Here is a 22,718-nt window from a genome sequence, read left to right on the forward strand (position 1 = left end):
GAGGCCAGACGCCGTCTTATGGACATCACCCTTTTCCCCAGACTTCTCAAAGGCACCGTCCAGGCGCCTTCCAGCAAATCGGTGGCACACCGGGCGTTGATCCTGGCTGCCCTGGCAGATGAGCCCACCACCATTGGGTGTACTTCCACCTCCCAAGACATCGATGCCACCGCCGGGTGTCTAAACGCCCTAGGAGCAACCATTTCCTATGAGGAGGGGCAGGGTTTCTCGGTAGTGCCTTTGCCTCGAGCAGAGGACGGATCCCCTCTGCCTGTCCGCGATGCCACCCTCTGGTGCGGCGAGAGCGGAAGCACCCTGCGCTTCATGATGCCGCTGGTAGCAGCCCTGGGAGGCGGGGCGCTTTTGCAAGGGGCCCCTCGCCTTTTGGAGCGTCCGCTGTCCCCGCTGGACGCCCAGCTCACCGCCCACGGGGCCACCTGTGAGCTTACCTCGGAAGGTGTGGCCGTCTCCGGGCAGATGAGCGGCGGCACGTTCAGGCTGCCGGGCGACGTGAGCTCGCAGTTTGTCTCAGGACTGTTGCTGGCCGCCAGCGCCTTGAAAGAGCCTGTGGCCATCCAGGTGGAAGAGCCGGTGGCCTCGGTGCCCTACATCGATTTGACCTGTGATGGATTGGCTGCCTTTGGCAGCGACGTCGCCCTCACCACCTCGCTGGAGCAGGAGGGCGCACTCTATACCCTCTACCAGGCAGATCCTTTCGTGCCGCATCTAGCAGAACCCCACTATCAGGTGGAGGGCGACTGGTCCGGCGCCGCCTTTTGGCTGGCGGCAGGAGCTCTGGGCTCTCAAGTGGCGGTCCAGGGGCTCTCCCCTACCTCCGACCAGGGAGATCGCGCAGTCCTAGGAGCGTTGGCACTTCTCGGCAGCCGCATCACCCGCAACAGCGCCTCTGTCAAAGCCGAGGCAGACGCGCCTCAAGGCCACGACCTCTCCATGGAGCAGATCCCCGATCTGGTGCCCCCTGTCGCTGCGGTGGCCGCCCTTTGTCCAGGCGCCACTCGGCTCTGCGGGCTGTCCCGGCTGCGCATCAAGGAGTCCGACCGCATCGAGACCGTGCGCGCAGGCTTGAGCGCGCTGGGCGCCTCGGTGAGCGTGGAGGGAGACGACCTGGTGATCTGCGGTGTGGAGGCGCTTTCTGGCGGCGTGGTGGATGCAGCCAACGACCACCGCATCGCCATGATGGCCGCTATTGCCGCCACCCGAGCCACAGCGCCCGTCACCATCCGCGGCGCCCAATGCGTGGCCAAAAGCTATCCCGCCTTCTTCGAGTCTTATAGGGCTCTGGGGGGCTCATTGGAGGTGCGCCCATGAGCTCCACCATTGGCGCCAGCCTGCGCTGCTGCGTGTTTGGACAGTCGCACTCAGAAGCCATAGGGTGCGTGATCGAAGGCTTTCCCGCCGGCTTCAAACCCGACTTCGACGAACTTCGCGTCTTTATGGCTCGTCGCGCCCCCGGGCATGCCGCCTGGTCCACGCCCCGCAAAGAATCCGACGAGTTTCGCGTGCTCGCAGGTCTGAATCCTGACGGCGTCACCTGCGGGGCGCCCATCGCCTGCGTCATCGAGAACACCAACACGCGCAGCCAGGATTACGACCAGCTGCGCCGGATCCCACGGCCTGGACACGCCGACTACACCGCCCAGCTGCGCTACGGCGGGCACCAAGACGTGGCAGGGGGCGGCCATTTCTCTGGCCGACTCACCGCGCCCCTCTGCTTTGCCGGAGGCCTCTGCGCCCAGCTTTTGGCTGCCCGCGGCGTGACCATTGGGGCCCACCTGGCAGAAGTGGCCTCCATTGCCGATAAGCCCTTACCCTCCTGGGATGGCACCCGCGCCTCTCAAGAGCGGATCGCGGAAGTGTTGGTCTCTGTGTCCCGCAAGCCTTTCCCCACCATCGACGATGAGGCAGGGCGCGCCATGCAGCGGGCCATCGAAGATGCCCGGATGAGCCTAGACTCGGTGGGCGGCATCATTGGCTGCGCAGTCACAGGCTTTGAAGCCGGCGTAGGCTCTCCCATGTTCGACGGGATAGAGAACCTCTTAGCCCGGGCCCTCTTTGGCATCCCTGCGGTGAAGGGACTCTCCTTTGGCGACGGATTCGAGGCCGCCAGAAGCCGCGGCAGCCTCAACAATGACTCCTATGGCCTGATAGATGGCGCATGTACTCCCCTTTCCAACCATGCGGGAGGCATCTTGGGAGGTATCAGCACTGGAGCGCCCCTCACCTTCTCGGTGGCCATCAAGCCCACCGCTTCCATAGGGCGAGAGCAGGCTTCGGTGGATCTAGAAGACGGATGCCCTCAATCCCTTATTATTAAGGGCCGTCATGACCCTTGCATCGCCCCGCGCGCCGTGCCGGTAGTAGAAGCAGTTACCGCCCTGGTATGCCTTGACGCGCTCATCACTTGGCCGCCCACCCACCTTTAGGAGGACCTATGGCAGATTTGACCAACATCCGAGACCGCATCGACTCGGTAGACGCGGAGATCCTCAAGCTCTTTATCGATCGCATGGCCCTCACCGACGAGGTAGCTGCCTACAAGCAGGCCAACGACCTGCCCGTGCTCGACCGCAGCCGCGAGCGAGCCAAGCTGGCTTCTGTGCTTGATGAGACCCCCGATGAGCTCAAAGACTATGCCACGGTCCTCTTCAACCTGCTCTTCGAGGTATCCCGTGCCAATCAGTCTGCCTCTATCACCGGCCAGGCCAACCTGGTGGCTTCCATTAAAGAGGCTCTCGAAACCACCCCTGACCTCTTCCCCCGCCAGGCCTACGTCGCCTGCCAGGGTGTGGAGGGCGCCTTCTCCCAGATCGCTGCCGACAAGCTCTTCAAGCACGCCTACCTCTCCTTCTTCTCCACCTTCGAAGGGGTCTTCCGCGCAGTGGAGCAAGGCTTCTGCAGCTACGGTGTCCTGCCCTTCGAAAACTCCTCGGCAGGCACCGTCAACCAAGTCTACGACCTCATGAGCCAGTACGACTTTCATATCGTGCGCACCGTGCGCCTGAAGATCGATCATAACCTGCTGGTCAAAGAGGGCGTCGAGCTGGACCGCATCACCGACGTCTACTCCCACCAGCAGGCCATCGACCAATGCGCCGACTTCTTGGCAAGCCTCGAGGGCGTCACCGTGCATATGGTAGAAAACACTGCGGTGGCCGCGAAGCTGGTGGCCGAGTCCGAGGATCCCGGCGCCGCCGCCCTGGGCAGCCGCAGCGCCGCAGAGACCTATGGTCTCGACATATGCCGCCACGCCGTCCAAGACACTGCCAACAACTACACCCGCTTTGCTTGTATCTCCAAGAACCTGGAGATCTACCCCGGAGCCGACCGCTCCTCCCTCTCTGTAGTGGTTGCCGACAAGCCCGGCGCCCTCTACAAGGTCTTGGCTCGGTTCTATTCGCTGGATATCAACCTGGTGAAGCTGGAGAGCCGCCCCATCGCCGACCGCAACTTCGAATATCTCTTCTACTTTGATGTGGACTGCCCGGTGGCCGCCCCTGAGTTCTTACGCCTCATCGGCTCTTTGGACGACGTCTGCGAGGAGTTTCGCTACCTGGGCTCCTACAACGAGGTGGTCTAGATGGACAAGTGGGAAGACATCGCCCCGGCAGCCGACGCGGTGGCCCGCGAACTGGCGGCAGAGCACGACAGCCGCAGGCAGGTCGCTCAAGGCGTCTCAGAAAGCCCTTTGGACAACCCTTCTTCTGAAACCCAGGCCCCCTTTGGCCTGGTAGGCGCCTCGTTGGCCCACTCCTGGTCCCCGCGCATCCACAATACCTTAGGGTCTTCTCCCTACGGTCTCTTTAGCTTTTCTCACCCCGAGGACGCAGCGGACTTTTTTATAAATGGCGACTGGCAGGGCTTGAACGTCACCATCCCCTACAAACGCTTGGCAGCCTCCTGCGCCCAAAAGCGCACCCCCTTAGTGGAGGAGCTGGGAGCCGCCAATACCCTGGTGCGTTTAGGCGACGGCACCCTTTTAGCCGATAATACCGACCTCTGGGGCTTCGATTATCTGCTACACCGGTTTTGCGAGACTGAGTTGGTAGGCGGCATAGAGGCTTTGGCAGGCCGCAAGGCATTGGTCTTGGGAAGCGGCGGCGCGAGCCAAGCGATCCAGGCTGCCCTGCGCCTGGCAGGCCTTTCGCCGGTAGTCATCAGCCGCAGCGGGGGACCTCAGAACTCCTACGAAGGCCTTGCGACCTATCACCAGGATGCCTGCTTGCTCGTAAACACCACCCCGGTAGGGATGTATCCAGAATGCCAGGCCGCTCCAGTGACCAAAGAGACCCTCTCGCGCATGCCCGGGCTTCTCGGCATCCTCGACCTTATCTACAACCCCGCTAAAACCCAACTGATGCTAGAGGCTGAAGCCTTGGGCTTGCCTGCCATGGGCGGTCTGCTGATGCTGGTGGCCCAGGCGTTCAGGTCCAGCGAGATTTGGCAAGACACCTCGCTTGACCTCACGCTCATCGACCGCATTGCAGCTCAAATCACCACAGAGACACGCTCTGTCTATTTCATTGGCATGCCTGGTTGCGGCAAGACCGGCTGCGCCCGTCGTCTGGCCCGCATGGCCAACCGTCCCTTCGTTGACCTTGATGATGCCTTTGAGATCGATTGGGAGATGACCCCTAGCCAATGCATCGCCCAGGAGGGCGAAGAAGCCTTTCGCACCAAGGAGACCCACACACTGGCTGTCACTGCCAAAGAGCCGGGCCTCATAGTGGCCTGCGGAGGCGGCGTAGTGTGCCGTGAGGCCAATCTTGATCTCATGCGCCACAACGGCATCGTGATCATGTTGGATAGGCCTCTGGACCAACTCTCTTTAAACGACCGCCCGCTCACAGCCTCCAAGGGGGTGGAGGCCATCGCCGCCGAGCGCATGGAGCTCTACCGCCAGTGGGCAGACATCCAAGTGCCCTGTACGGGTACCGCCGAAGGAGACGCCATTTTGGTCAAGGACATGCTGGGCTTGTAAGGTCTATAGTCTATACCTACTCTTACAATACCCGTCCGAGCAGGCCCAAGCCTTTTTGCACCCTTCTCTACCAATCACTTGTTTAGTGAGTTTCCCAGGGGTAGTTCATCGATATTTATCGATTTATGGGCTGCTCCTTTTCTTGAAGCGGGCTTAAGGGCATACCAAAAGTCAACTGACTACCACTCATCCTATTTGTCAGCGCACTCATGGAGTACAAGACTCAAAAGGGTACTATTCAGTGGCATTGTTTGCTGTTAGAGATTTCATGCCTAATGGGAACATTATGCAGAGCGCCGTGCTTTTATAAGCAACACGCTTCCATTAGGTAGGATAGTGAACTCGTACTAACGCAGACCAATAAGGAAGGGTCTCATGGATACGGCAGCCACAGCCCAGGAGGTGCTTGAGGCATGCGGAGGCAAGGACAACATCCTGTCCACCTCGGTGTGCATGACTCGTTTGCGCCTGGAGCTTGCCAATCCAGATGAGGTGGATGAGGATCGCCTCAAGACTCTCCATGGCGTACTAGGCCTTAGAGGCCGTAACGACCATGGCCTTGAAGTGGTTTTTGGCCCTGCCATCATCGACTCCATTGCCACAGAGTTCAGTGCTCTTATCGAGCGTCCCTTGGTGCGCAAGGCAGCCAAGGCCATCACGCGTATGACTCCTGCCCTTCCCAGCCAGCCTAAAGACGCGCGCAATCTACGCGGCGACAACCCCAGCCGCAAGGCCAGCTATGCAGCTCAGCGCAAAGCCAACCGCTCTCAGGCGCAAGCCAAACAGGGCACCTGGGATCAGGAAGCGTCAGAGGATGCAGACCTCGATGAGCTGCGTCGTCTTCTAGAAGGGCCTGGCGCTCTACTGAACACTCTCGAGAACGATCCGGAAGCCCCTGCGGCTTGCGCTCGGCGCCTACTCGTAATCAACGGTCCTAACCTCAACATGCTAGGCGTGCGCGAGCCCGACATCTATGGCCATGAGACCTATAGCGATCTGGTAGACCTCTGCCATTTGGAAGGCGCCAGAGCCGGTTTCTCTGAGGTGCGATGCTTTCAGAGCAACCACGAGGGTGCCATTGTAGACGTCATCCAAGATGCGCTGGATGTCTACGATGCCATCGTGATCAACCCGGCAGCCTACACCCACACTTCCGTGGCCATTTTGGACGCCCTCAAAGCAGTGGCCATCCCTGCCGTCGAGGTACACATCTCTGACGTCTCCGAGCGCGAAGACTTTCGCCAGGTAAGCTATGTGCGCTCTGCCTGCGTTGCCACAGTGATGGGCGAGGGCTTTGCGGGATACGGCCACGCCATGCGAATCCTTGCGCGCTGCCTAGACGAAAATGCCTAGGTGCCCTCTCTTCCCCTCCTGCAAAAAATGCCCCAGCTCCTAGGGAGCCGGGGCATCCGAGTCATCCGGATACTTGTCTAGGTTGCCTTGCGCCTAGGCTTTCGTCTCCTCAGCGCACTGCCGCATAGGGAACCTCGAGGCCAAAGGCCTCATAGCCGTTACGACACACATCTCCTTCTAGCACGCTTTTGATAGCAAAGATACCCTCCGAGATGGATATGCCGCATCCAGCGGGAATCCAGAACCGCTCGCCGAAGCGCTCCTCGTAGATATCGCACAGGTCATAGTAGCGTTGTAGTTCCGTGGATTTAGTGCCCATCAAGCTCGCCTGCCCTTCTGCCGCTTGCCCGCACTACGTTCCTTAAAGGAACCTAATAACAAGATAGAATATCCCGTCAAAATCTTCTCTAATCCACTAAAGAGATAAGGCAGACGGTAGCCATTGACCTGCCACCGTAGATGGTTCCTTATTTCTTCATATATCTGCAGAATCATGCATCGCATCTGCTATAAGTCATCTTTATATCTTATTGATAGCTATGAATCTTCTTTTCTATTTCAGTCTCATTAAAGCGTTTGGATTAGCAACCTCTGTTTGCACTTAACGTCCCATCCCTTGAATAAGTGCCAGTTCGTCACTGATTGTCCTTGTTGCTATACCATACTACAGTATCTATACTTATATGTATATTTAACTATAATGAGCCAAGCAGTCTCAAAATCTATTGCGATAATTTGTTCTGATAATGTAGCCCAAAGATCAGCTAGTTCACTGTAATTATTCAATATTGCGATTTGCACACAGATATTTTTTAATTGCGTGCCATTGCCTTAATATCCATCATAGTAAATACTAATTGTCTTCTTACTCATCACTATCTTAAATGTGAGCCCGTGCCTATGCCTTCTGCTAAAAGCTACGAATTTGATCTTAACGGCCTGCCAGTGCACATCACCCGCCGACATACCTCCCACATCACCCTGCGTGTACTTCCCGACCGCACGCTATCTCTGTCTGCTCCCCTCTCTGCCACCAAGCGTTCGCTGGCAGAGTTTCTCTACTCCCATGAGCGCCACGCAAACGACCTGCTGCAAGATTACGAAGATCACCACGACCCCGCGCTTCCCCGCCTTCAGCACGCCTTTTCGCACCTCGAGCCCCAAGAAGAGGTCGTGTGGTGGGGTCAGCCCTTATCGGTAGTTTGGAGCCCAACCCCTGTGCCTATCCTCCGCAGCAGCGCTTCTCCTACCGAGAAACCCCTCTCTCCAGACCATGAAAACCCCTCGAGAGCAGGGATTTCTGTGGACGAACTGCGAGGCCAGGTGATCTTTTGGGGCCCAGCCGCTCAAGAAGGCTCGGAGGCCCGCGTCCTGAGACAAAAGCTATTGCGAGTAGAGCTTTCAGCGGCGCTCAGCTCTGCTGCATCGAGGCGCATCCCCCAGGTTGAAAGCGCTCTGGGGGTGACCGTCGAATCCCTAAGCTTCAGGGCCATGACCAGCCGTTGGGGATCATGCCGCTACGAGAAAGGTCGCATCTCGCTCAACCTGGATTTGGCTACCCATGAGCTCTCGGCGCTAGAGATGGTGCTTTGGCATGAGGCCTGCCATCTGCGAGTGCCCAATCATGGACGGGAATTCAAAAATCTTTTGAGCTCGGTGTATCCGCAGTGGAAGACGGTCTCTGACCAGCTGGACTACGAGGGCATGCGCCTCCCCAAGTCCATTGCGAGATAGCGCAAGAAGCAGCTAAACCCTAAGAGCGCTGGGAGAGCGGCCGAGTATCTTGGCGCCCCATGGAGTGCTGGGCAAAGAGAGGATCGTCTTCCCAAGGGCAGCCTCGGCCGGCCTTGAGTGACGCAGGCACGTCTAGAAGACGCTGGTTTTGAGAACCCCTGAAGCGCAGGGTGATGTCTTTGAACTCTTGAATAAAGGGGCCATCCACTAGCACGTCTATGGAGGAAAGCAGGTCAGAGGTGGCCTCGGTATGGCGAGGGCTTTGAGGGTCTATCAAGTCTTCGAAGATGTCGCCGGTATAGACCCAAATGGTCTTCTTGGGATAAACGCGCTTCACGCGCTTCAAGAAGGGTGCCAGCGCCCGCTGGTTGGCAGGCTCCATGGGCTCCCCACCCAGCACGCTTAGGCCGGCAATGTAGTCGGGGGCCAACGAGTCAATGATGGCTTGCTGCTCCTCTTCATCAAAGGTGTTGCCATAGTGGAAGTTCCAGGCCACTTCATTAAAGCATCCGGGGCAGGCATGGGTGCAGCCTGATACAAAGAGGCTGGTACGCACACCGATGCCGTTGGCGATATCGCAGTATTTTATGGTTGCGTAGTTCATAGAATGCTCCAGGGTTCAAAAAGGCACCCCGCCCTCGCGTTGGGAGTGGGGTGCCTTATAAGAGGCTCAAGGGATGCAGGGGGCTCCTAGAGATGCAGCACGCGGTCGCGAATCTCCTCGGTACGGCCCTGATTCCAGAACTGAGTGCCAATGTAGCCGCAGGTGCGACGGGCAACATTAAGGGTGTTCTGGTCGCGGTTGCCGCAGTGGGGGCATTCCCATACCAGCTTGCCGTCGTCTTCAACGATCTGGATCTCGCCGTCGTAGCCGCACTTCTGGCAGTAGTCGCTCTTGGTGTTGAGCTCGGCATACATGATGTTGTCGTAGATGAAGCGCAGCACGCTCATCACGGCCTCCAGGTTGTCCTGCATATCGGGCACCTCCACATAGGAGATGGCGCCGCCGGGAGACAAACGCTGGAACTCGCTCTCGAACTTAAGCTTGGTAAAGGCGTCGATCTCCTCCGACACGTGGACGTGATAGCTGTTGGTGATGTAGCCCTTATCGGTAATGCCGAGAATGATGCCAAAGCGGCGCTGGAGGCAGCGTGCGAACTTGTAGGTGGTGGATTCCAACGGCGTGCCGTAGAGAGAGAAGTCGATGTTGCTCTCCTCTTTCCACTGAGCGCACTTGTCGTTCATGTGCTGCATGACAGCCAGGGCAAAGGGGGTCGCAGCCTCGTCGGTGTGGGAATGGCCGGTCATGTAGCGCACGCACTCGTAGAGGCCGGCATAACCCAGCGAGATGGTGGAGTAGCCACCATAAAGCAGGGGGTCGATGGTGGCACCCTTGGGAAGGCGCGCCAAGGCACCGTACTGCCAGAGGATAGGCGCCGCGTCGGAGACAGTGCCCTTGAGGCGGTTGTGGCGGCACAGCAGCGCGCGATGGCAAAGCTCCAGGCGCTCGTCGAAGATCTCCCAGAAGCGATCCATATCTCCACCGCTGGAGAGGGCTACGTCAGGCAGGTTGATGGTGACCACGCCCTGGTTGAAGCGGCCGTAGTACTTGGGCTTGCCCGGCTCGTAGTTGCCTGCATTGGCCACGTTGTCATAGCCGTTGCCAGAGCGGTCAGGGGTGAGGAAGCTGCGGCAGCCCATGCAGGTGTACACATCGCCCTCACCCGGCTGCTCGCCGCGGGAGAGCTTGAGCTGGCGCATGATCTTCTCGGAGATGTAGTCGGGCACCATGCGCTTGGCGGTGCACTTGGCAGCCAGCTGGGTGAGGTAGTAATACTTTTGGCCAGGCTCGATGTTGTCGTCCTCGAGCACGTAGATGAGCTTGGGGAAGGCCGGGGTCACCCAGACGCCGGCCTCGTTCTTGACGCCCTCGAAGCGCTGGCGCAACGTCTCCTCGATCACCAGCGCCAGATCGTGTTTCTCTTGCGCGTTGCGGGCCTCGTTGAGGTACATGAAGACCGTCACGAAGGGGGCCTGGCCGTTGGTGGTCATAAGGGTGACCACCTGATACTGGATGGTTTGCACGCCGCGGCGGATCTCGTCGAGCAGGCGTTCCTCCACAATGCGGTCCACCTGCTCTTGGGTGGGCCCAAAGCCCAGCTCGTCGAGCTCTTGGGCAACCTCGCGGCGAATGCGCTTGCGGCTTACGTCTACAAAGGGAGCCAGATGGGTGAGGGAGATGGACTGGCCGCCGTACTGGCTGGAAGCCACCTGGGCGATGATCTGCGTGGCTATGTTGCAAGCGGTGGAGAAGGAGTGGGGCTTCTCGATGAGGGTGCCAGAGATGACGGTGCCGTTTTGCAACATGTCTTCCAGGTTCACCAGGTCGCAGTTGTGCATGTGCTGCGCATAGTAGTCTGCGTCGTGGAAGTGGATGATGCCTTCTTTGTGGGCGTCGACGATCTCCTGAGGCAACAGCAGGCGGTTGGTGAGGTCTTTGGACACCTCGCCCGCCATGTAGTCGCGCTGGACGGAGTTGACCGTGGGGTTCTTATTGGAGTTCTCTTGCTTGACGTCCTCGTTGTTGCACTCGATGAGCGACAGGATGCGGTCATCGGTGGTGTTGGAGGTGCGCTTGAGGTTCTGGATGTAACGATAGGTGATGTAGTTGCGAGCCACCGAGAAGGCGCCCTTGGCCATAATCTGATCCTCGACCATGTCCTGGACTTCTTCTACGGTGACGGTGTGGCCGCAGACCTCGCACTCAGCCTCCACCGCGGTGGCTGCGTCATCGATCTGCGCGGCGGTCAAACGAAGATCCTGAGGCACGGTGATGTTGGCTTTGGTTATAGCATTGATGATCTTGGTGACATCGAAGGTGACCTCTGAGCCGTTACGCTTGGTGATCTTCATGGGCGATCTCTTCTCATTGGTTGCAGGAATAGTGTCGAAATCTTAGGCCATAGGCCCAGTACTAAATATTGTGGTAGCCGCCGGATGCACTCCAGAAGACGGGAGGTGCAAACGTCGCAGCGCACATCCCACTATAGGAAGGAAAAAAGTCGAGATTAAGCCTTGACTTTTGTTTGCAGCCGTTTTTCTTTCCTGAGCCTGTATACCATTTATAGACTGGCATTAGGCTTGCTACCACTATATGTTGTATCCACTGGCAACATTTCTATTCCTCAAGAATGTAAAGCCCCTCGAGATCTTTGAAGGTCGCTTCTAGGGAAAGTCCTGCATAGCCCCACCAAACGGCCACCTATAGCCAGGTGGATCCGGCTTGAGACAACCACAAGATATAGGGGTGACAAAGGACGCATATTATTAAGAGACCATGCATATGATTCGATATTTATAGATATATAGACAGTGCTCATAGAGCTGGAGCGTCCATGAAAAAAGAGGACATCACCGGACGACCGGCATGTCCTCTTACGCAGGTGTGTAGAAAGGGTTAATGGAATGCGTTAGTAAACCATTCCCATAGCCTCGCGCACCTGGGCCAGCGTCTCATTGGCGATGGCATTGGCGCGGCGGTTGCCCTCGCTTAAGACCTCTTTCACAAGATCGGGGTTCTGGGCAAGCTCGGCACGGCGCTCGCGGACCGGCTCCAGATAACCGTTGACCGCCTCGGTCACATAGCGCTTGAGGGCGCCTGAGCCGTCATTGCCAATGGACTCGGCGATCTCTTGGGGGTCGCGGCCGGTGACCGTGGCCGCAGTGGTGATAAGGGCAGAGACGCCCGGGCGGTTCTCGGGATCGAAGGTGATAAGACGCTCTGAATCGGTCTTGGATTTCTTGATGAGGCGGGCGGTCTCCTCGGCAGTCATAGAGATGGCAATGGCATTGCCATAGCTCTTGGACATCTTGCGGCCGTCGAGACCTGGCAAAAGGGGCGTCTCCGAGAGCAGACCCACGGGCATGGGAAACACCTGGCCATAGCGCTCGTTGAAGCGGCGGGCAATGTTTCTGGTTTGCTCGATGTGCGGCAGCTGGTCGCGGCCCACGGGTACCACGTTGGCTTTGCAGAAGAGGATGTCGCAGGCTTGGTGTACCGGATAGGTGAGCAATAGGCCGGTCAGCGCATGGCCAGAGGCCTCCTGCTCGGCCTTGACGGTGGGATTGCGCAAAAGCTCGGACTCGGTGACCAGCGACAAGAATGGCAGCATCAGCTGGTTTAAGGCGGGCACCGCCGAGTGGGTGAAGATCATGGTCTTCTCTGGATTGACTCCCAGCGCCAGGTAGTCCAGCACCATGTCATAGGTGTACTGACGGATGTGCTCGGTATTGTCGCGATCGGTGATCACCTGATAGTCGGCGATCAGGATGTTGGTGTGCACACCCATGTCCTGCATGCGGATGCGCTCGCGAATAGTGCCAAAGAAGTGGCCCAGGTGCAGGTGACCAGTGGGACGGTCGCCGGATAGCATCGTGAAGCTTTGAGGGTCTGCCTTGAGTTTCTCCCAGGTAGACTCAGAGCGCCTATGAGCCTCTGCGTAGCTGTCCTCGTTTGCCATGGGTCATCCACTCCTTAACGCGTGTGGGTCTCTAACCCGTCAATAATACCCCGTATCTTGTAGGCAGAAACCCCGCAAAGCGCTTGCCGAGAAGCCCGGGGCACCCAGGCTCACGACCCATCCCTGGTGCCCTAAGAAAAAAGGAGCCGCAACCCTCACGAGTTGCAGCTCCTTTATCGATTCATGCCTAGGCTACCCAGCGGCAGTAATAGCCTCTGCCTGCAGACACTCCCTTAGGCAGCAGCCGGCACGATGAACATGCATGCCAGAGTCACAATGACCACAAGCACGATGAAGAGCACTACCAAGAGTTTGGTGGCGAACTTGAGCCAGGTGGAGTACTCCACGCGAGCCAATGCCAGGCCGCCCATGATGGCGCCGGAGGTGGGGGTGAACAGGTTCACAAAACCGTTGGCGGAAGAGTAAATCTGCACCATGACTTCGGGGGAGAAGCCCAGATCCACGGCCAGGGGTCCCATGATGGGCATGGAGACGGTGGCCATGCCGGAGCTGGAGGGGATCAGGAAGGACAACAGCACGTAGAGGATGAAAGACAGCGGCGCAAAGACGATGGCGCTCATGCCCTTGAGGCCCTCGGCAGCAGTGGCCAGGATCCAGTCGGACAGGCCGGTGACACCCATGAGGACAGAGACGCCACGGGCCAGGGCGATGACGAGCACAACGCCCATCATGTCGCCGGCGCCGGCGATAAAGCCATCTACCAGCTCGCGCTCGGAGAGACCGGCTACGATGCCGATGATGATAGCCATCAGCAAGAACCAGGCAGTAGCCTCGGCGAAGTACCACTGGCCCAGAGGAGTGCCGGTGAGGAATGCGGACCAGCCGTTTGAGGTGGTGGTCTCGGTGGTGATCACCGCGTCAGGCTCGGTGTTGAAGGCCAGCACGCCGTCGGCGCCAGCGTCGGACCAGCCAGCCACGATGTCGTCGCCGGTGATGGGAGCCATGGCCTCCTCGGAAGCATAGCCTACGTTGAAGGCGTCAACACCCAGGTCCTCCCAAGGGATGAAGCCGATGATCATGACCAAGAAGGTGAGGGCGAAGAGCACCAGAACGGCCTTCTGGCGGCCGGTGACCTCAGTGGTGTTGGAAACGGCAGCAGCGGCCTCGCCGTACTCCTTCTCAGCAGCCTCGATCTCGTGGCCGGTGAGGATGGACTTGCCGGTGTCGGCCTTGACCTTCTTCGCGTACTTGTAGACATACATGATGGAGATGACGTTGGACACCACCATGAGGATGAGGCCCAGCACGATGATGATGGTCTGGTTCACCGGAATACCGATGGAGGTAAGCGTGGCAGACGCAACACCGGTGGCGAAGGGGTTGACGGTGGAGCCAAGCACACCGCAGCCGGCGCCCAGAAGCACCATGGCAGCGCCAACGAGCACGTCGGTACCAGCAGCCATCATGGTGGCAGCCAAAAGCGCGTAGAAGCCCACGGACTCCTCGCAGAAGCCGTAGGTGGTACCCATGATGGAGAAGATGATCATGAGGATGGGGATGAGACGAAGCTCATTGCCGCCCATGGCACGCACCAGAGCAGAGATGCCCGCATTCAGCGCGCCGGACTTCTCGACCATAGCCAAAAAGCCGCCGAGCACCATGACGAAGAGGCATACGTCAACGGCGTCAACGAAGCCCTCGGCAGGAGCCATGACCACATCGCCCAGAGTTGCGGCGGTGATGTCAGGGATGCCGGCAGCCATGGCAACGGAGATGAGAGCCACGATAATCAGCATAATGATGAGAATCGTGTAAGAAGTAAGCATCTCCCGCTTCTTCTTAGGCTTTGTCACATCTGACATGCCTGGTTCTCCTTTCTTTTTCATAGGCCGCTTGTGTCCTATGAATACGGAAGTTACAAACCGCTGTTTTCAAGCTGTTTGAGATTAGCAAAAAGATAGCTTTATGTAATGCAAAAAAGGCCCGTTATTACACGCTTTTACGCTGAACGGTTTATGTTTACCAACTATTCGGGGAGTTTTTATACATAATTATAGTTGGTTATGCAACTTGAGACATAGTACGACATCCATAGTTCTGATGAGTGCATATACGCGCCTTTTAGGCCAGCGGAAACCTCATAGCAATCAAAGACTAACCGCCGAAATCTTCTTGCAATTATCTGTCATCAGGAGTACTAAGAGACGTTCTGTCAGGGAGGGATGTTTTTCTCGGCAACAAAAGGGCCATAACCCTCTGCTTTTGCTCTCCCCTTCTGCCGACAAACGCCACCAGGGCACCCAGAATCTCTTCTGAGTGCCCTGGTGTTGGGTGCATGGAACGAGCTTAAGTTGGACTAGCGTGAGTAATGCTCTTTAAAGCGCTGCGAGGGCCTGCCCCAAAAGATCCAAGCCCTTGTGGAGCTCCTCCTCGGGACAGCAGTACCCCAGACGGGCGCCCCCTGGCAAATCGAAACAGCTGCCAGGAATCAGCAGCAAGCCATAAGTGTCCAGCAGGTCCAGACAGAATCGCTTATCGTCCAACCCCTCTGGCAAGTCCAGCGACAGATAGGACACCGGCACTCCGTTGGGCGCGCACCAATGGGCCTTGGGAGTCTTCGCCAGCCACCCCTCCACCACCTTCGCGCGGTCGGAGATGATAGCACGGTTGCGAGCCAGCACTTCCTGAGCATGGTCGAGTACCAAGGTGCCTAGCAGGTCGTTTTCCACGCCAGCGCAGATAAGGGTGTAGTCGCGCAGGGTGCGGATGCGGTCCGCCACAGGCTGCGGAGCGATGACCCATCCCATGCGCAATCCCGGTGCCGAGAAGGACTTGGAGAGCGAGTTGGTAACCACTGCCTTCTCGTAAACGTCCAACATGGAGACGTAGCCCTGGTCTTGAGCCACCGGCAGGTAAACCTCGTCAGAGAGCACGTAGGCATCGACACTGCGAGCTATCTCTGCAATGGCCTCCAAATCCGCTTTGTCAAAGATGGCGCCCGTGGGATTGGCGGCATTGTTGATGCAGATGAGCTTGGTTGTAGGTTTCACCAGCCACTCAAGCTGCTCGATGGGCGCCGTCCAGCGGGCGCCGTCGCAAGTGAGCTCCCAATAGTCCACCTGCGCCCCCAACATGCGGGGTATCTCCCAGAGCGGCTGGTAGGTGGGCCACTCGCAAACCACATGGTCGCCAGCGTCGATCAGCGCCACCAATGCGTCACGGTTCGCACCAGTTGCACCGTTTTCCTGAAGGATGAGGGAGGGGTCGATCTCTTTCTCATAAAGACGCGCTACGCCGGTCTTGAACTCTGCCGAGCCTTCGATCCACCCATAGTCTTGGCGCGCACCATCGATGGCGGCGCTGATGGCTTTGCCACCCTCGCCGTCCAATGCGACGAGCTCCTCATAGCCCATGGCGGAGACAGAGGACTGCGCGATGTCAGTAGTGGCGCGCTTCTCGTATAAGTTGAGCCATACTTCGTTAGCGATAGGCACTATATTCATGGCTACCTCGCACTTCTTAGGCAGTGACACCCTGAGGTCATCGAACCTTTCACAGCAGCGTCTTTAGGAATGCCAAGAGGGACTCCTCTTGCCTAAGAGTTGTCCCTCTTGATGTGTGCTCATTTAGAACGTGATGATGCCGGTGGCTACCATCACGAGAGCGGCAATACCTGCAGCAACAATGACGCCCATGATGCCCATCTCGGCGCCGGTGAAGGGCTTCTCGCCCGCTTCTTTGCGTCCTGCAATGTAGACAAAGACGCCAGGGATATAGCCCACGCAGGTGAGCAACAAGAAGCTCATTCCGTTCAAGATGACGCCTAGTATCAAGAACACCGTGGCGATCAGGCCGCAAATGCCTTGCCCCGTCTTGCCAGCGCCAAAGGATACCTTCATGTTGTAGGCAGAGGCCAAAGCCCAGGTAATGACGATGGCGACCGTGCACATGGAATAGGCGAAGTTATAGGCGTCCTCGGTGAAGATGAGCGTGAGCATGAAGATCTGAGTGCAAAGGCCCACGATGATGAGCGAGAACTGAGGAGCGCCCTTGGAATTGAGCTCGCCCCACTTGGCGGGAATGAGCTTGTGGTCCGCCATGAGCTGTGTGGTCTCAGCCGGCAAAATGGTAAAGGACAACCAAGAACCTGCCACAGACACGATCATGGCGATGGTGATGAAGGCGCCGCCCCAGCCGGGAGCCATGTGGTCCATGACGTAGGTCATGGCAGGATAGTCCATAGCTGCGATCTCATTAAAAGGCAGCACGCCAAAGGGAAGCACCGATACGCCGATGTAGATGACCAGCAGGGCGATGAGACCGATTACGGTGGCCTGGCCAGCCTCAGCCTTGGACTTAGCGCGGCTCGAGACTACCGAAGCGCCCTCGATGCCGATAAAGCACCAGAACATGATCATCATGCAGTTCACGATCTGGTCGGACACAGAACCCAGAGAAACCGCATTTGCACCCATCTGGCCCATGGCCACCGCATTGTCATAGAGAGTGCCCCAGAAGTCGGCGGTAAACACGCCAGCATTGAAAGACACCAAGGCGAAGATCACAAAGAGTGCAAGCGCAGCTACCTTGGCGACCATGACAATAGCGTTGATGAACGAAGCGCTCTCGACACCGCGGATAACCAGAATGGTGATGCCCCACATGACTACCGAGGCAATGGCGATGCAAGCCACCGTATTGCCTGGCAAGAAAGGCTCATAGAAAAAGCCCACGGCACTCATCATGATGGTGGCAAAGGCTACGTTGCCCAGCCAAGCGGAGAGCCAATAGCCCCAGCCAGAGATGAAACCTGCGAAAGGACCAAAACCCTGGGTGGCATAATTAAAAATGCCGTCGAGATCAGGGCGTACCTCTGCCAGGTTCTTCAATGACAACGCCAAGCAGAGAAAACCCACACCCACGATAAGCCATGCGATAAGTGCGGGACCAGGTGCAGCTACACCACCTAGCTGTCCTGTAAGTGCAAATGCACCCGAGCCAATACAAGAGCTCACCACCATGCCGATGAGGCTAAAGAGCCCCAGTCCGCCAGGCACTCCTCCTTTGGTGCCTGACCCGTGAGCTATCTGCGCTTCCTGTGCCATAACGCCTCCTCCTTATATGCACACTAGCGTAATAATCCCGCCGCACCGGGTTGCCTTAATCTGCGTTACTCCCCCATTTGGATCCGCAGCAGGCTGCGGCAGAACTTTATGCACTTGATAGTAGTTTTATTACGATCCTATTGAAGGGACTTCTCGGTATAAGGCAGTTCTCACGGTGTGTATGCAGGTCTTATTCAAAATCACTCAGTAATATTAGGTATACCATATTCATAGCTATATGCATTGACCCTTATTTTATACTTCCTTTGGTTTCGGTGAACGGTATGAAAAAAGGACACCGGTTCCCGCTACGAACCGGTGCCCTTATTTTTTTGATACGCTGGTCGACCTGAAAGCTATTAGAAGGTGATGAGACCTGTCGCCACCATGATCAAAGCCAACACGCCGGCAGCCACAACCAAACCCATGACCACTTTTTCGGCCGGCGTAAAGATAGTCTTCTTGTTTTCTTTGCGCCCTGCCACATAGACAAAGATACCAGGGATATAACCCACGCAGGTGAGCAGCAGATAGCTCCAGCCGTTGAGCAGCGTGCCGATGATCAAGAAGAGCGTGGCGATAAGACCGCAGATGCCCTGCCCCGTTTGGCCTGAGGCAAAGGAAACCTTCATGTTGAAGGCAGAGGCCAAGGCCCAGGTCACCACAATGGCGACCGTGCACAGAGAGAAGGCGAAGTTATAGGCATCCTCGGTGAAGATGAGCGTGAGCATGAAGAGCTGGGTGCACACACCTACTACTATCAGAGAGAACTGAGGGGCGCCCTTCTTGTTGAGCTCGCCCCACTTAGCAGGGATGAGGTGATGATCGGCCATTTGCTGGGTGGTCTCAGCCGGCAAAATGGTGAAGGAGAGCCAAGATCCTGCCACAGACACGATCATGGCGATGGTGATGAAGGCGCCGCCCCAGCCGGGAGCCATGGAATCGAAGACGTAGATCATGGCAGGCTTAGGAAGCTGAGCGATCTCGGTGTAGTCCATATAGCCAAAGGGCAGTACAGACACGCCAATATAGATGACCAGCAGTGCGATAAGGCCGATGACGGTTGCCTGGCCGGCCTCGGCCTTGGACTTAGCACGGCTCGAGATGACCGATGCGCCCTCGATGCCGATGAAGCACCAGAACATGATCATCATGCAGTTCACGATCTGATCTGGAATAGTGCCCAATGCCTGGGCGTCTCCCCCAGCTTGTCCCAGAGCCACCATGTTGTCATAGACGGTGCCCCAGAAATCCTCAGTAAAGATGCCCGCGTTAAACATCACCAACGCGAAGATGATGAAGAGGCCAAGAGCAGCTACCTTGGCGACCATGACGATAGCGTTGATGAACGAGGCGCTCTCTATGCCGTTCATCACCAGAACAGTGATGCCCCAAAGGATCACAGAGGCGATAGCGATGCAGGGGATCGTATTGCCGGCCTCAAAAGGAGGATAGAAGTAACCAATAGCGCTCATCATGATGGTGGCAAAAGCCACGTTGCCCAGCCAGGCAGAAAGCCAGTATCCCCAGCCAGACAAGAAGCCTGCGAAAGGACCAAAACCCTGGGTGGCGTAGTCGAAAATGGAGTCAAGGTCGGGGCGCTTATCGGCCAAATTCTTCAAAGAAAGCGCCAAGCAGAGAAAGCCTACGCCTACGATAAGCCATGCGATGAGCGCTGCGCCAGGTGAAGCCACCTGGGCGATCTGACCCGTCAGTGCAAAGGCACCTGAGCCGATACAGGAACTTACAACGATGCCGATAAGGCCAAAGAGGCCAATCTTGGCAGCGCCCGTGGGTTTCTCCGGCTTTTGCGCCGGAGCGGTGGTATCACTCACAAAATCCCCCTTAACGAGTTAGCTCTGAGGCTCTTTTGTGAGCCTCCCATCAAGGAGGTACCTGCCCAACAGCCTTTATCCTCAAATTTAAGATTAGGATTATTCTGTCTGAAAATTGCTATACATTTTTGTTCTTGCATAGCGGGTTATTTATCAATGACATCGTGGTGGAAGCTCTTTTTATACAGTTTACTGCTCTCATACTACGCAGGTTACTTTCACTAATATTTAAATGGATCTCAGATTACAAAAGAAGCCGGACAAGGTCTTTCTACCTTGTCCGGCTTCTGGCTACCTAAAGGAGAGCGCTCTTAGACACTCTTGCTTCTTTTATGGGAAAAGAAGTTACTTCAGGGTTGCGTACATAACAGCCTTGATGGTGTGCATGCGGTTCTCAGCCTCATCGAAGACCTTGGACTGGCTGGACTCGAAGACCTCGTCCGTGACCTCCATCTCCTTGATGCCAAACTTCTCAGCGACATCCTCGCCGATGGTGGTCTTGGTGTCGTGGAAGGAGGGCAGGCAGTGCATGAAGATGGCGTCCTTGTGAGCCAGACCCATGAGCTCGCTGTTGACCTGGAAGGGTTTGAGCTCCTTGATGCGCTCCGCCCAGAGCTCGGCAGGCTCGCCCATGGATACCCAGATGTCGGTGTAGAGAACGTCGGCGTCCTTAGCAGCAGCCTTAGGATCGTCGGTGAACTCGATGGTGGCGCCGGTCTCCTTGGCGATCTCCTCGCACTTGGCGATGAGATCGTCAGCAGGACGCAGCTCCTTGGGGCCGGCACCTACGAAGTGCATGCCCATCTTGGCGCAGAGCACCATGAGGGAGTTGCCCATGTTGTTACGGGTGTCGCCAAAGAAGACGAACTTCAGGCCCTTGACGCCCATGGGGAAGTTCTCCTCGATGGTGAGCAGGTCGGCGATCATCTGAGTGGGATGGAACTCGTCGGTAAGGCCGTTCCATACGGGCACACCAGCCTTCTCGGCGAGCTCTTCTACGAGCTCCTGGGAGAAGCCACGGTACTCGATGCCGTCATACATACGGCCGAGAACGCGAGCGGTATCCTCGATGGACTCCTTCTTGCCCATCTGAGAGCTGCCGGGATCCAGGTAAGTAACGCCCATACCCAGATCATTGCCGGCCACCTCGAAGGAGCAGCGGGTACGAGTGGAGGTCTTCTCGAACAGAAGCACGATATTCTTGCCGGTGAGGTACTTATGAGGCACACCGTTGCGCTTCATGTCTTTGAAGGTCTTGGCAACATCCACGAGATACTGGATCTCGGCAGGAGTGTAATCGAGGATCTTGGTGAAGCTGCGGCCAGTGATATTCACGCCCATAGCAGATTCCTTTCGATAGAGTCGCATCGCGTAGGGCAACGACTCTGATGAATAGATAAAAAAAGATGCCGTGCAACCCAAATGCCGGGACTTAGGTTACAGCCGCGTCGACCGCGGCCAGGACGAATCCTGGCCGCGGAGGAGGCCAAAACGATTAGAGGATTAGAGGTCCTCACGCCAGAACGGCATGCTCATGCAGCGGGGGCCGCCACGGCCGCGGGAGAGCTCGGCGCTGGGGATAACCAGCAGCTCCATACCGGCCTTGTAGAGGATGTCGTTGGTGACGTTGTTGCGCTGATAGACGCAGATGGTGCCGGGACGCACGCAGAGCGTGTTGGAGCCGTCGTTCCACTGCTCACGAGCAGCTGCAATAGGATCGCCGCCGCCGCAGGGGATCAGCGTGACCTGATCGAGACCCAGGATCTTGGCGAGGGTGTGCTCGAGGGTGTCGTTCATCTCCTCGATCTTGACCTCGTTCTCGTGGGCGCCGGGGGTCATCTTGAAGACCTGGAGCGTGCCCATGATGGCGGGGTGAATGGTGAACTTGTCGACGTCGATCTGGGTGAACACGGTGTCCAGGTGCATGAAGGCACGGGAGACAGGGATGTTGAAGGCGTAGATCTCGTCGATGGGGCAATTCTCGCCGTGGCTCCAGAACATGTGGTTAGCCATGACGTCGATTGCAGCAGCCTCGGTACGTTGGGAGATACCCACCGCGATGGCGTGGCTGTTGAGGTTCAGCACGTCGCCGCCCTCGGTGTGGTAGGCGGAGTTGCGGCGATACCACAGAGGGCTGTCCTTGTAGTCAGGGTGATACTTGAAGATGTACTTGCCGTAAAGGGTCTCGCGGTTACGGGTTACCGAGTACATGCGGTTGAGGTTGACGCCGTTGCCCACTACTGCGAAGGGATCGCGAGTGAAGTAGAGGTTGGGCATGGGGTCAACGAGCAGGTCGCTTTCAGTGTCGCCGTCGGTGCCCACGATAGAACGCAGAGTCTTAGACGACTTAACGGGGAGCTGGACCTCCTGCTTGGTCACACCAGCCATGGAGTGGAGGACCATCTCGTAGTTGTCCTTGAACGAATCGATGTACTCGCGGATGATCGCGGGAGCGTGCTTGCCAGAGATGCCAGCCTCTTCGATCCACTGATCCAGGAACTCGTCGCGAGCCTGGGGAGCGGCATCCAGAGCCTCAGCCATGAGCTTCTCGAGGTAAAGCACCTCGACGCCCTGGTCGCGCAGGGTCTGTGCGAAGGTGTCATGCTCCTCCTGGGCCACGGGCAGGAAGGGAACGTCGTCAAACAGCAGACGCTCCAACTCGTCCGGGGGCAGGTTCAGCAGCTCGTCACCGGGGCGGTGCAGCATGACCTTCTTGAGGTTGCCGATTTCGCTCGGGACATGAAGTCCTTTGGACATTGTGCCTCCTTCTTCGACGGCACCCCGTTGTCCGGCAGGGTGCGTACCAGGACAGAAAAGCCTAACGGGACTGCGGCCGAGTTTTTAGGATTCGCAGATCCCTAAGCGATGCCATTTGGGCCTCGCTGCTTTCACGGCCCCATTATGCTTCCCATCGGTGCATATTGTTTCCGGTAACCCCCCAACGGTTACATTTCAACCGCCACCGGATAGCGTCCCCACATATTATCGCCATTAGTGTAGGTTCGGTGTGGTTCCCATTGATTTCCTGCGCTTTTACCTTAGGCAGCACTTTGCCTTCGTTCACTTTTTTACAAACGCTCTCCGTTTTTATGCGCATTTATCTGAAAGCTACCAGAAATAAACCGTGCCTAAACCAAGAGCCTAATGCATAAATATATAGTATTCTTGTATATTATTGCAACATCCAATAGGTGTCATACCCGCTACTGGT

Annotated in this window: 16 protein-coding genes; 6 read left to right on the forward strand and 10 right to left on the reverse strand. The window is 57.2% G+C overall.

Features of this window, described 5'->3' with window-relative positions; translation table 11 throughout:
* Nucleotides 1-18: 18 nt before the first annotated feature.
* From aroA to OR601_RS05305, 5 genes are all read left to right on the forward strand, one after another.
* Nucleotides 19-1,329, forward strand: coding sequence for a 3-phosphoshikimate 1-carboxyvinyltransferase (gene aroA / locus OR601_RS05285; RefSeq protein WP_265591259.1), 1,311 nt, complete (start codon nt 19-21; stop codon nt 1,327-1,329).
* The gene (aroC, locus tag OR601_RS05290; RefSeq protein ID WP_265591260.1) at nt 1,326-2,444 is read left to right on the forward strand and encodes a chorismate synthase; all 1,119 of its coding nucleotides are present in this window, start codon (nt 1,326-1,328) and stop codon (nt 2,442-2,444) included. The genes aroA and aroC overlap by 4 nt, the downstream gene beginning before the upstream one ends.
* An 8-nt stretch (nt 2,445-2,452) precedes the next feature.
* Entirely contained in the window at nt 2,453-3,598 is a 1,146-nt protein-coding gene (locus OR601_RS05295; protein WP_265591261.1) for a bifunctional chorismate mutase/prephenate dehydratase, read from the forward strand.
* Nucleotides 3,599-4,999: a shikimate kinase gene (locus OR601_RS05300; protein ID WP_265591262.1), complete on the forward strand. Its 1,401-nt coding sequence runs from the start codon at nt 3,599-3,601 to the stop codon at nt 4,997-4,999.
* Between the two features lie 375 nt (nt 5,000-5,374).
* Nucleotides 5,375-6,352, forward strand: a complete 978-nt coding sequence (locus OR601_RS05305) for a type II 3-dehydroquinate dehydratase (RefSeq protein WP_136012532.1) — start codon at nt 5,375-5,377, stop codon at nt 6,350-6,352.
* A gap of 109 nt (nt 6,353-6,461) precedes the next feature.
* On the opposite strand, the gene OR601_RS05310 is transcribed toward OR601_RS05305, so the two are convergent.
* Nucleotides 6,462-6,671 (reverse strand): hypothetical protein, encoded by a 210-nt coding sequence (locus tag OR601_RS05310; RefSeq protein WP_136012531.1) that lies wholly within the window; start codon nt 6,669-6,671, stop codon nt 6,462-6,464.
* Nucleotides 6,672-7,252: 581 nt separating this feature from the next.
* Here OR601_RS05310 and OR601_RS05315 point away from each other — a divergent pair.
* Entirely contained in the window at nt 7,253-8,086 is an 834-nt protein-coding gene (locus OR601_RS05315) for a M48 family metallopeptidase (protein ID WP_265591263.1), read from the forward strand.
* 19 nt (nt 8,087-8,105) lie between these two features.
* Here OR601_RS05315 and nrdG read toward each other — a convergent pair whose 3' ends face one another.
* The 9 genes from nrdG to arcA all read right to left on the reverse strand — a co-directional run bounded on the left by nrdG (nt 8,106) and on the right by arcA (nt 22,264).
* Entirely contained in the window at nt 8,106-8,690 is a 585-nt protein-coding gene (gene nrdG / locus OR601_RS05320) for an anaerobic ribonucleoside-triphosphate reductase activating protein (protein WP_265591264.1), read from the reverse strand.
* Between the two features lie 86 nt (nt 8,691-8,776).
* On the reverse strand, nt 8,777-10,999 hold the full coding sequence (nrdD, locus tag OR601_RS05325) for an anaerobic ribonucleoside-triphosphate reductase (protein WP_265591265.1): 2,223 nt from the start codon (nt 10,997-10,999) through the stop codon (nt 8,777-8,779).
* Between the two features lie 557 nt (nt 11,000-11,556).
* Nucleotides 11,557-12,606 (reverse strand): tryptophan--tRNA ligase, encoded by a 1,050-nt coding sequence (trpS, locus tag OR601_RS05330; RefSeq protein WP_136012527.1) that lies wholly within the window; start codon nt 12,604-12,606, stop codon nt 11,557-11,559.
* Between the two features lie 233 nt (nt 12,607-12,839).
* On the reverse strand, nt 12,840-14,429 hold the full coding sequence (locus OR601_RS05335) for a YfcC family protein (RefSeq protein ID WP_265591266.1): 1,590 nt from the start codon (nt 14,427-14,429) through the stop codon (nt 12,840-12,842).
* Between the two features lie 513 nt (nt 14,430-14,942).
* Entirely contained in the window at nt 14,943-16,070 is a 1,128-nt protein-coding gene (locus OR601_RS05340; RefSeq protein ID WP_265591267.1) for an aminotransferase class I/II-fold pyridoxal phosphate-dependent enzyme, read from the reverse strand.
* 123 nt (nt 16,071-16,193) lie between these two features.
* Nucleotides 16,194-17,672 (reverse strand): basic amino acid/polyamine antiporter, encoded by a 1,479-nt coding sequence (locus OR601_RS05345; RefSeq protein WP_265591268.1) that lies wholly within the window; start codon nt 17,670-17,672, stop codon nt 16,194-16,196.
* A 359-nt stretch (nt 17,673-18,031) separates the two neighbouring features.
* A complete protein-coding gene (locus OR601_RS05350) occupies nt 18,032-19,507 on the reverse strand; it encodes a basic amino acid/polyamine antiporter (protein ID WP_265591269.1) in 1,476 nt (491 codons plus the stop codon).
* A gap of 345 nt (nt 19,508-19,852) precedes the next feature.
* Nucleotides 19,853-20,848, reverse strand: coding sequence for an ornithine carbamoyltransferase (gene argF / locus OR601_RS05355; protein ID WP_136013172.1), 996 nt, complete (start codon nt 20,846-20,848; stop codon nt 19,853-19,855).
* Nucleotides 20,849-21,010: 162 nt separating this feature from the next.
* Complete coding sequence (arcA, locus tag OR601_RS05360) at nt 21,011-22,264, reverse strand: arginine deiminase (protein ID WP_265591270.1); 1,254 nt, start codon at nt 22,262-22,264, stop codon at nt 21,011-21,013.
* Between the last annotated feature and the right edge of the window lie 454 nt (nt 22,265-22,718).

The organism is Leptogranulimonas caecicola (assembly GCF_023168405.1).
GTDB classification, from domain to species: Bacteria; Actinomycetota; Coriobacteriia; order Coriobacteriales; family Atopobiaceae; genus Leptogranulimonas; species Leptogranulimonas caecicola.

Bases quoted from the DNA above. Each gene is read 5' to 3' on its own strand.
- aroA (WP_265591259.1), top strand. From the start codon at position 19: ATGGACATCACCCTTTTCCCCAGACTTCTCAAAGGCACCGTCCAGGCG.
- aroC (WP_265591260.1), top strand. From the start codon at position 1,326: ATGAGCTCCACCATTGGCGCCAGCCTGCGCTGCTGCGTGTTTGGACAG.
- OR601_RS05295 (WP_265591261.1), top strand. From the start codon at position 2,453: ATGGCAGATTTGACCAACATCCGAGACCGCATCGACTCGGTAGACGCG.
- OR601_RS05300 (WP_265591262.1), top strand. From the start codon at position 3,599: ATGGACAAGTGGGAAGACATCGCCCCGGCAGCCGACGCGGTGGCCCGC.
- OR601_RS05305 (WP_136012532.1), top strand. From the start codon at position 5,375: ATGGATACGGCAGCCACAGCCCAGGAGGTGCTTGAGGCATGCGGAGGC.
- OR601_RS05310 (WP_136012531.1), bottom strand. From the start codon at position 6,671: ATGGGCACTAAATCCACGGAACTACAACGCTACTATGACCTGTGCGAT.
- OR601_RS05315 (WP_265591263.1), top strand. From the start codon at position 7,253: ATGCCTTCTGCTAAAAGCTACGAATTTGATCTTAACGGCCTGCCAGTG.
- nrdG (WP_265591264.1), bottom strand. From the start codon at position 8,690: ATGAACTACGCAACCATAAAATACTGCGATATCGCCAACGGCATCGGT.
- nrdD (WP_265591265.1), bottom strand. From the start codon at position 10,999: ATGAAGATCACCAAGCGTAACGGCTCAGAGGTCACCTTCGATGTCACC.
- trpS (WP_136012527.1), bottom strand. From the start codon at position 12,606: ATGGCAAACGAGGACAGCTACGCAGAGGCTCATAGGCGCTCTGAGTCT.
- OR601_RS05335 (WP_265591266.1), bottom strand. From the start codon at position 14,429: ATGTCAGATGTGACAAAGCCTAAGAAGAAGCGGGAGATGCTTACTTCT.
- OR601_RS05340 (WP_265591267.1), bottom strand. From the start codon at position 16,070: ATGAATATAGTGCCTATCGCTAACGAAGTATGGCTCAACTTATACGAG.
- OR601_RS05345 (WP_265591268.1), bottom strand. From the start codon at position 17,672: ATGGCACAGGAAGCGCAGATAGCTCACGGGTCAGGCACCAAAGGAGGA.
- argF (WP_136013172.1), bottom strand. From the start codon at position 20,848: ATGGGCGTGAATATCACTGGCCGCAGCTTCACCAAGATCCTCGATTAC.
- arcA (WP_265591270.1), bottom strand. From the start codon at position 22,264: ATGTCCAAAGGACTTCATGTCCCGAGCGAAATCGGCAACCTCAAGAAG.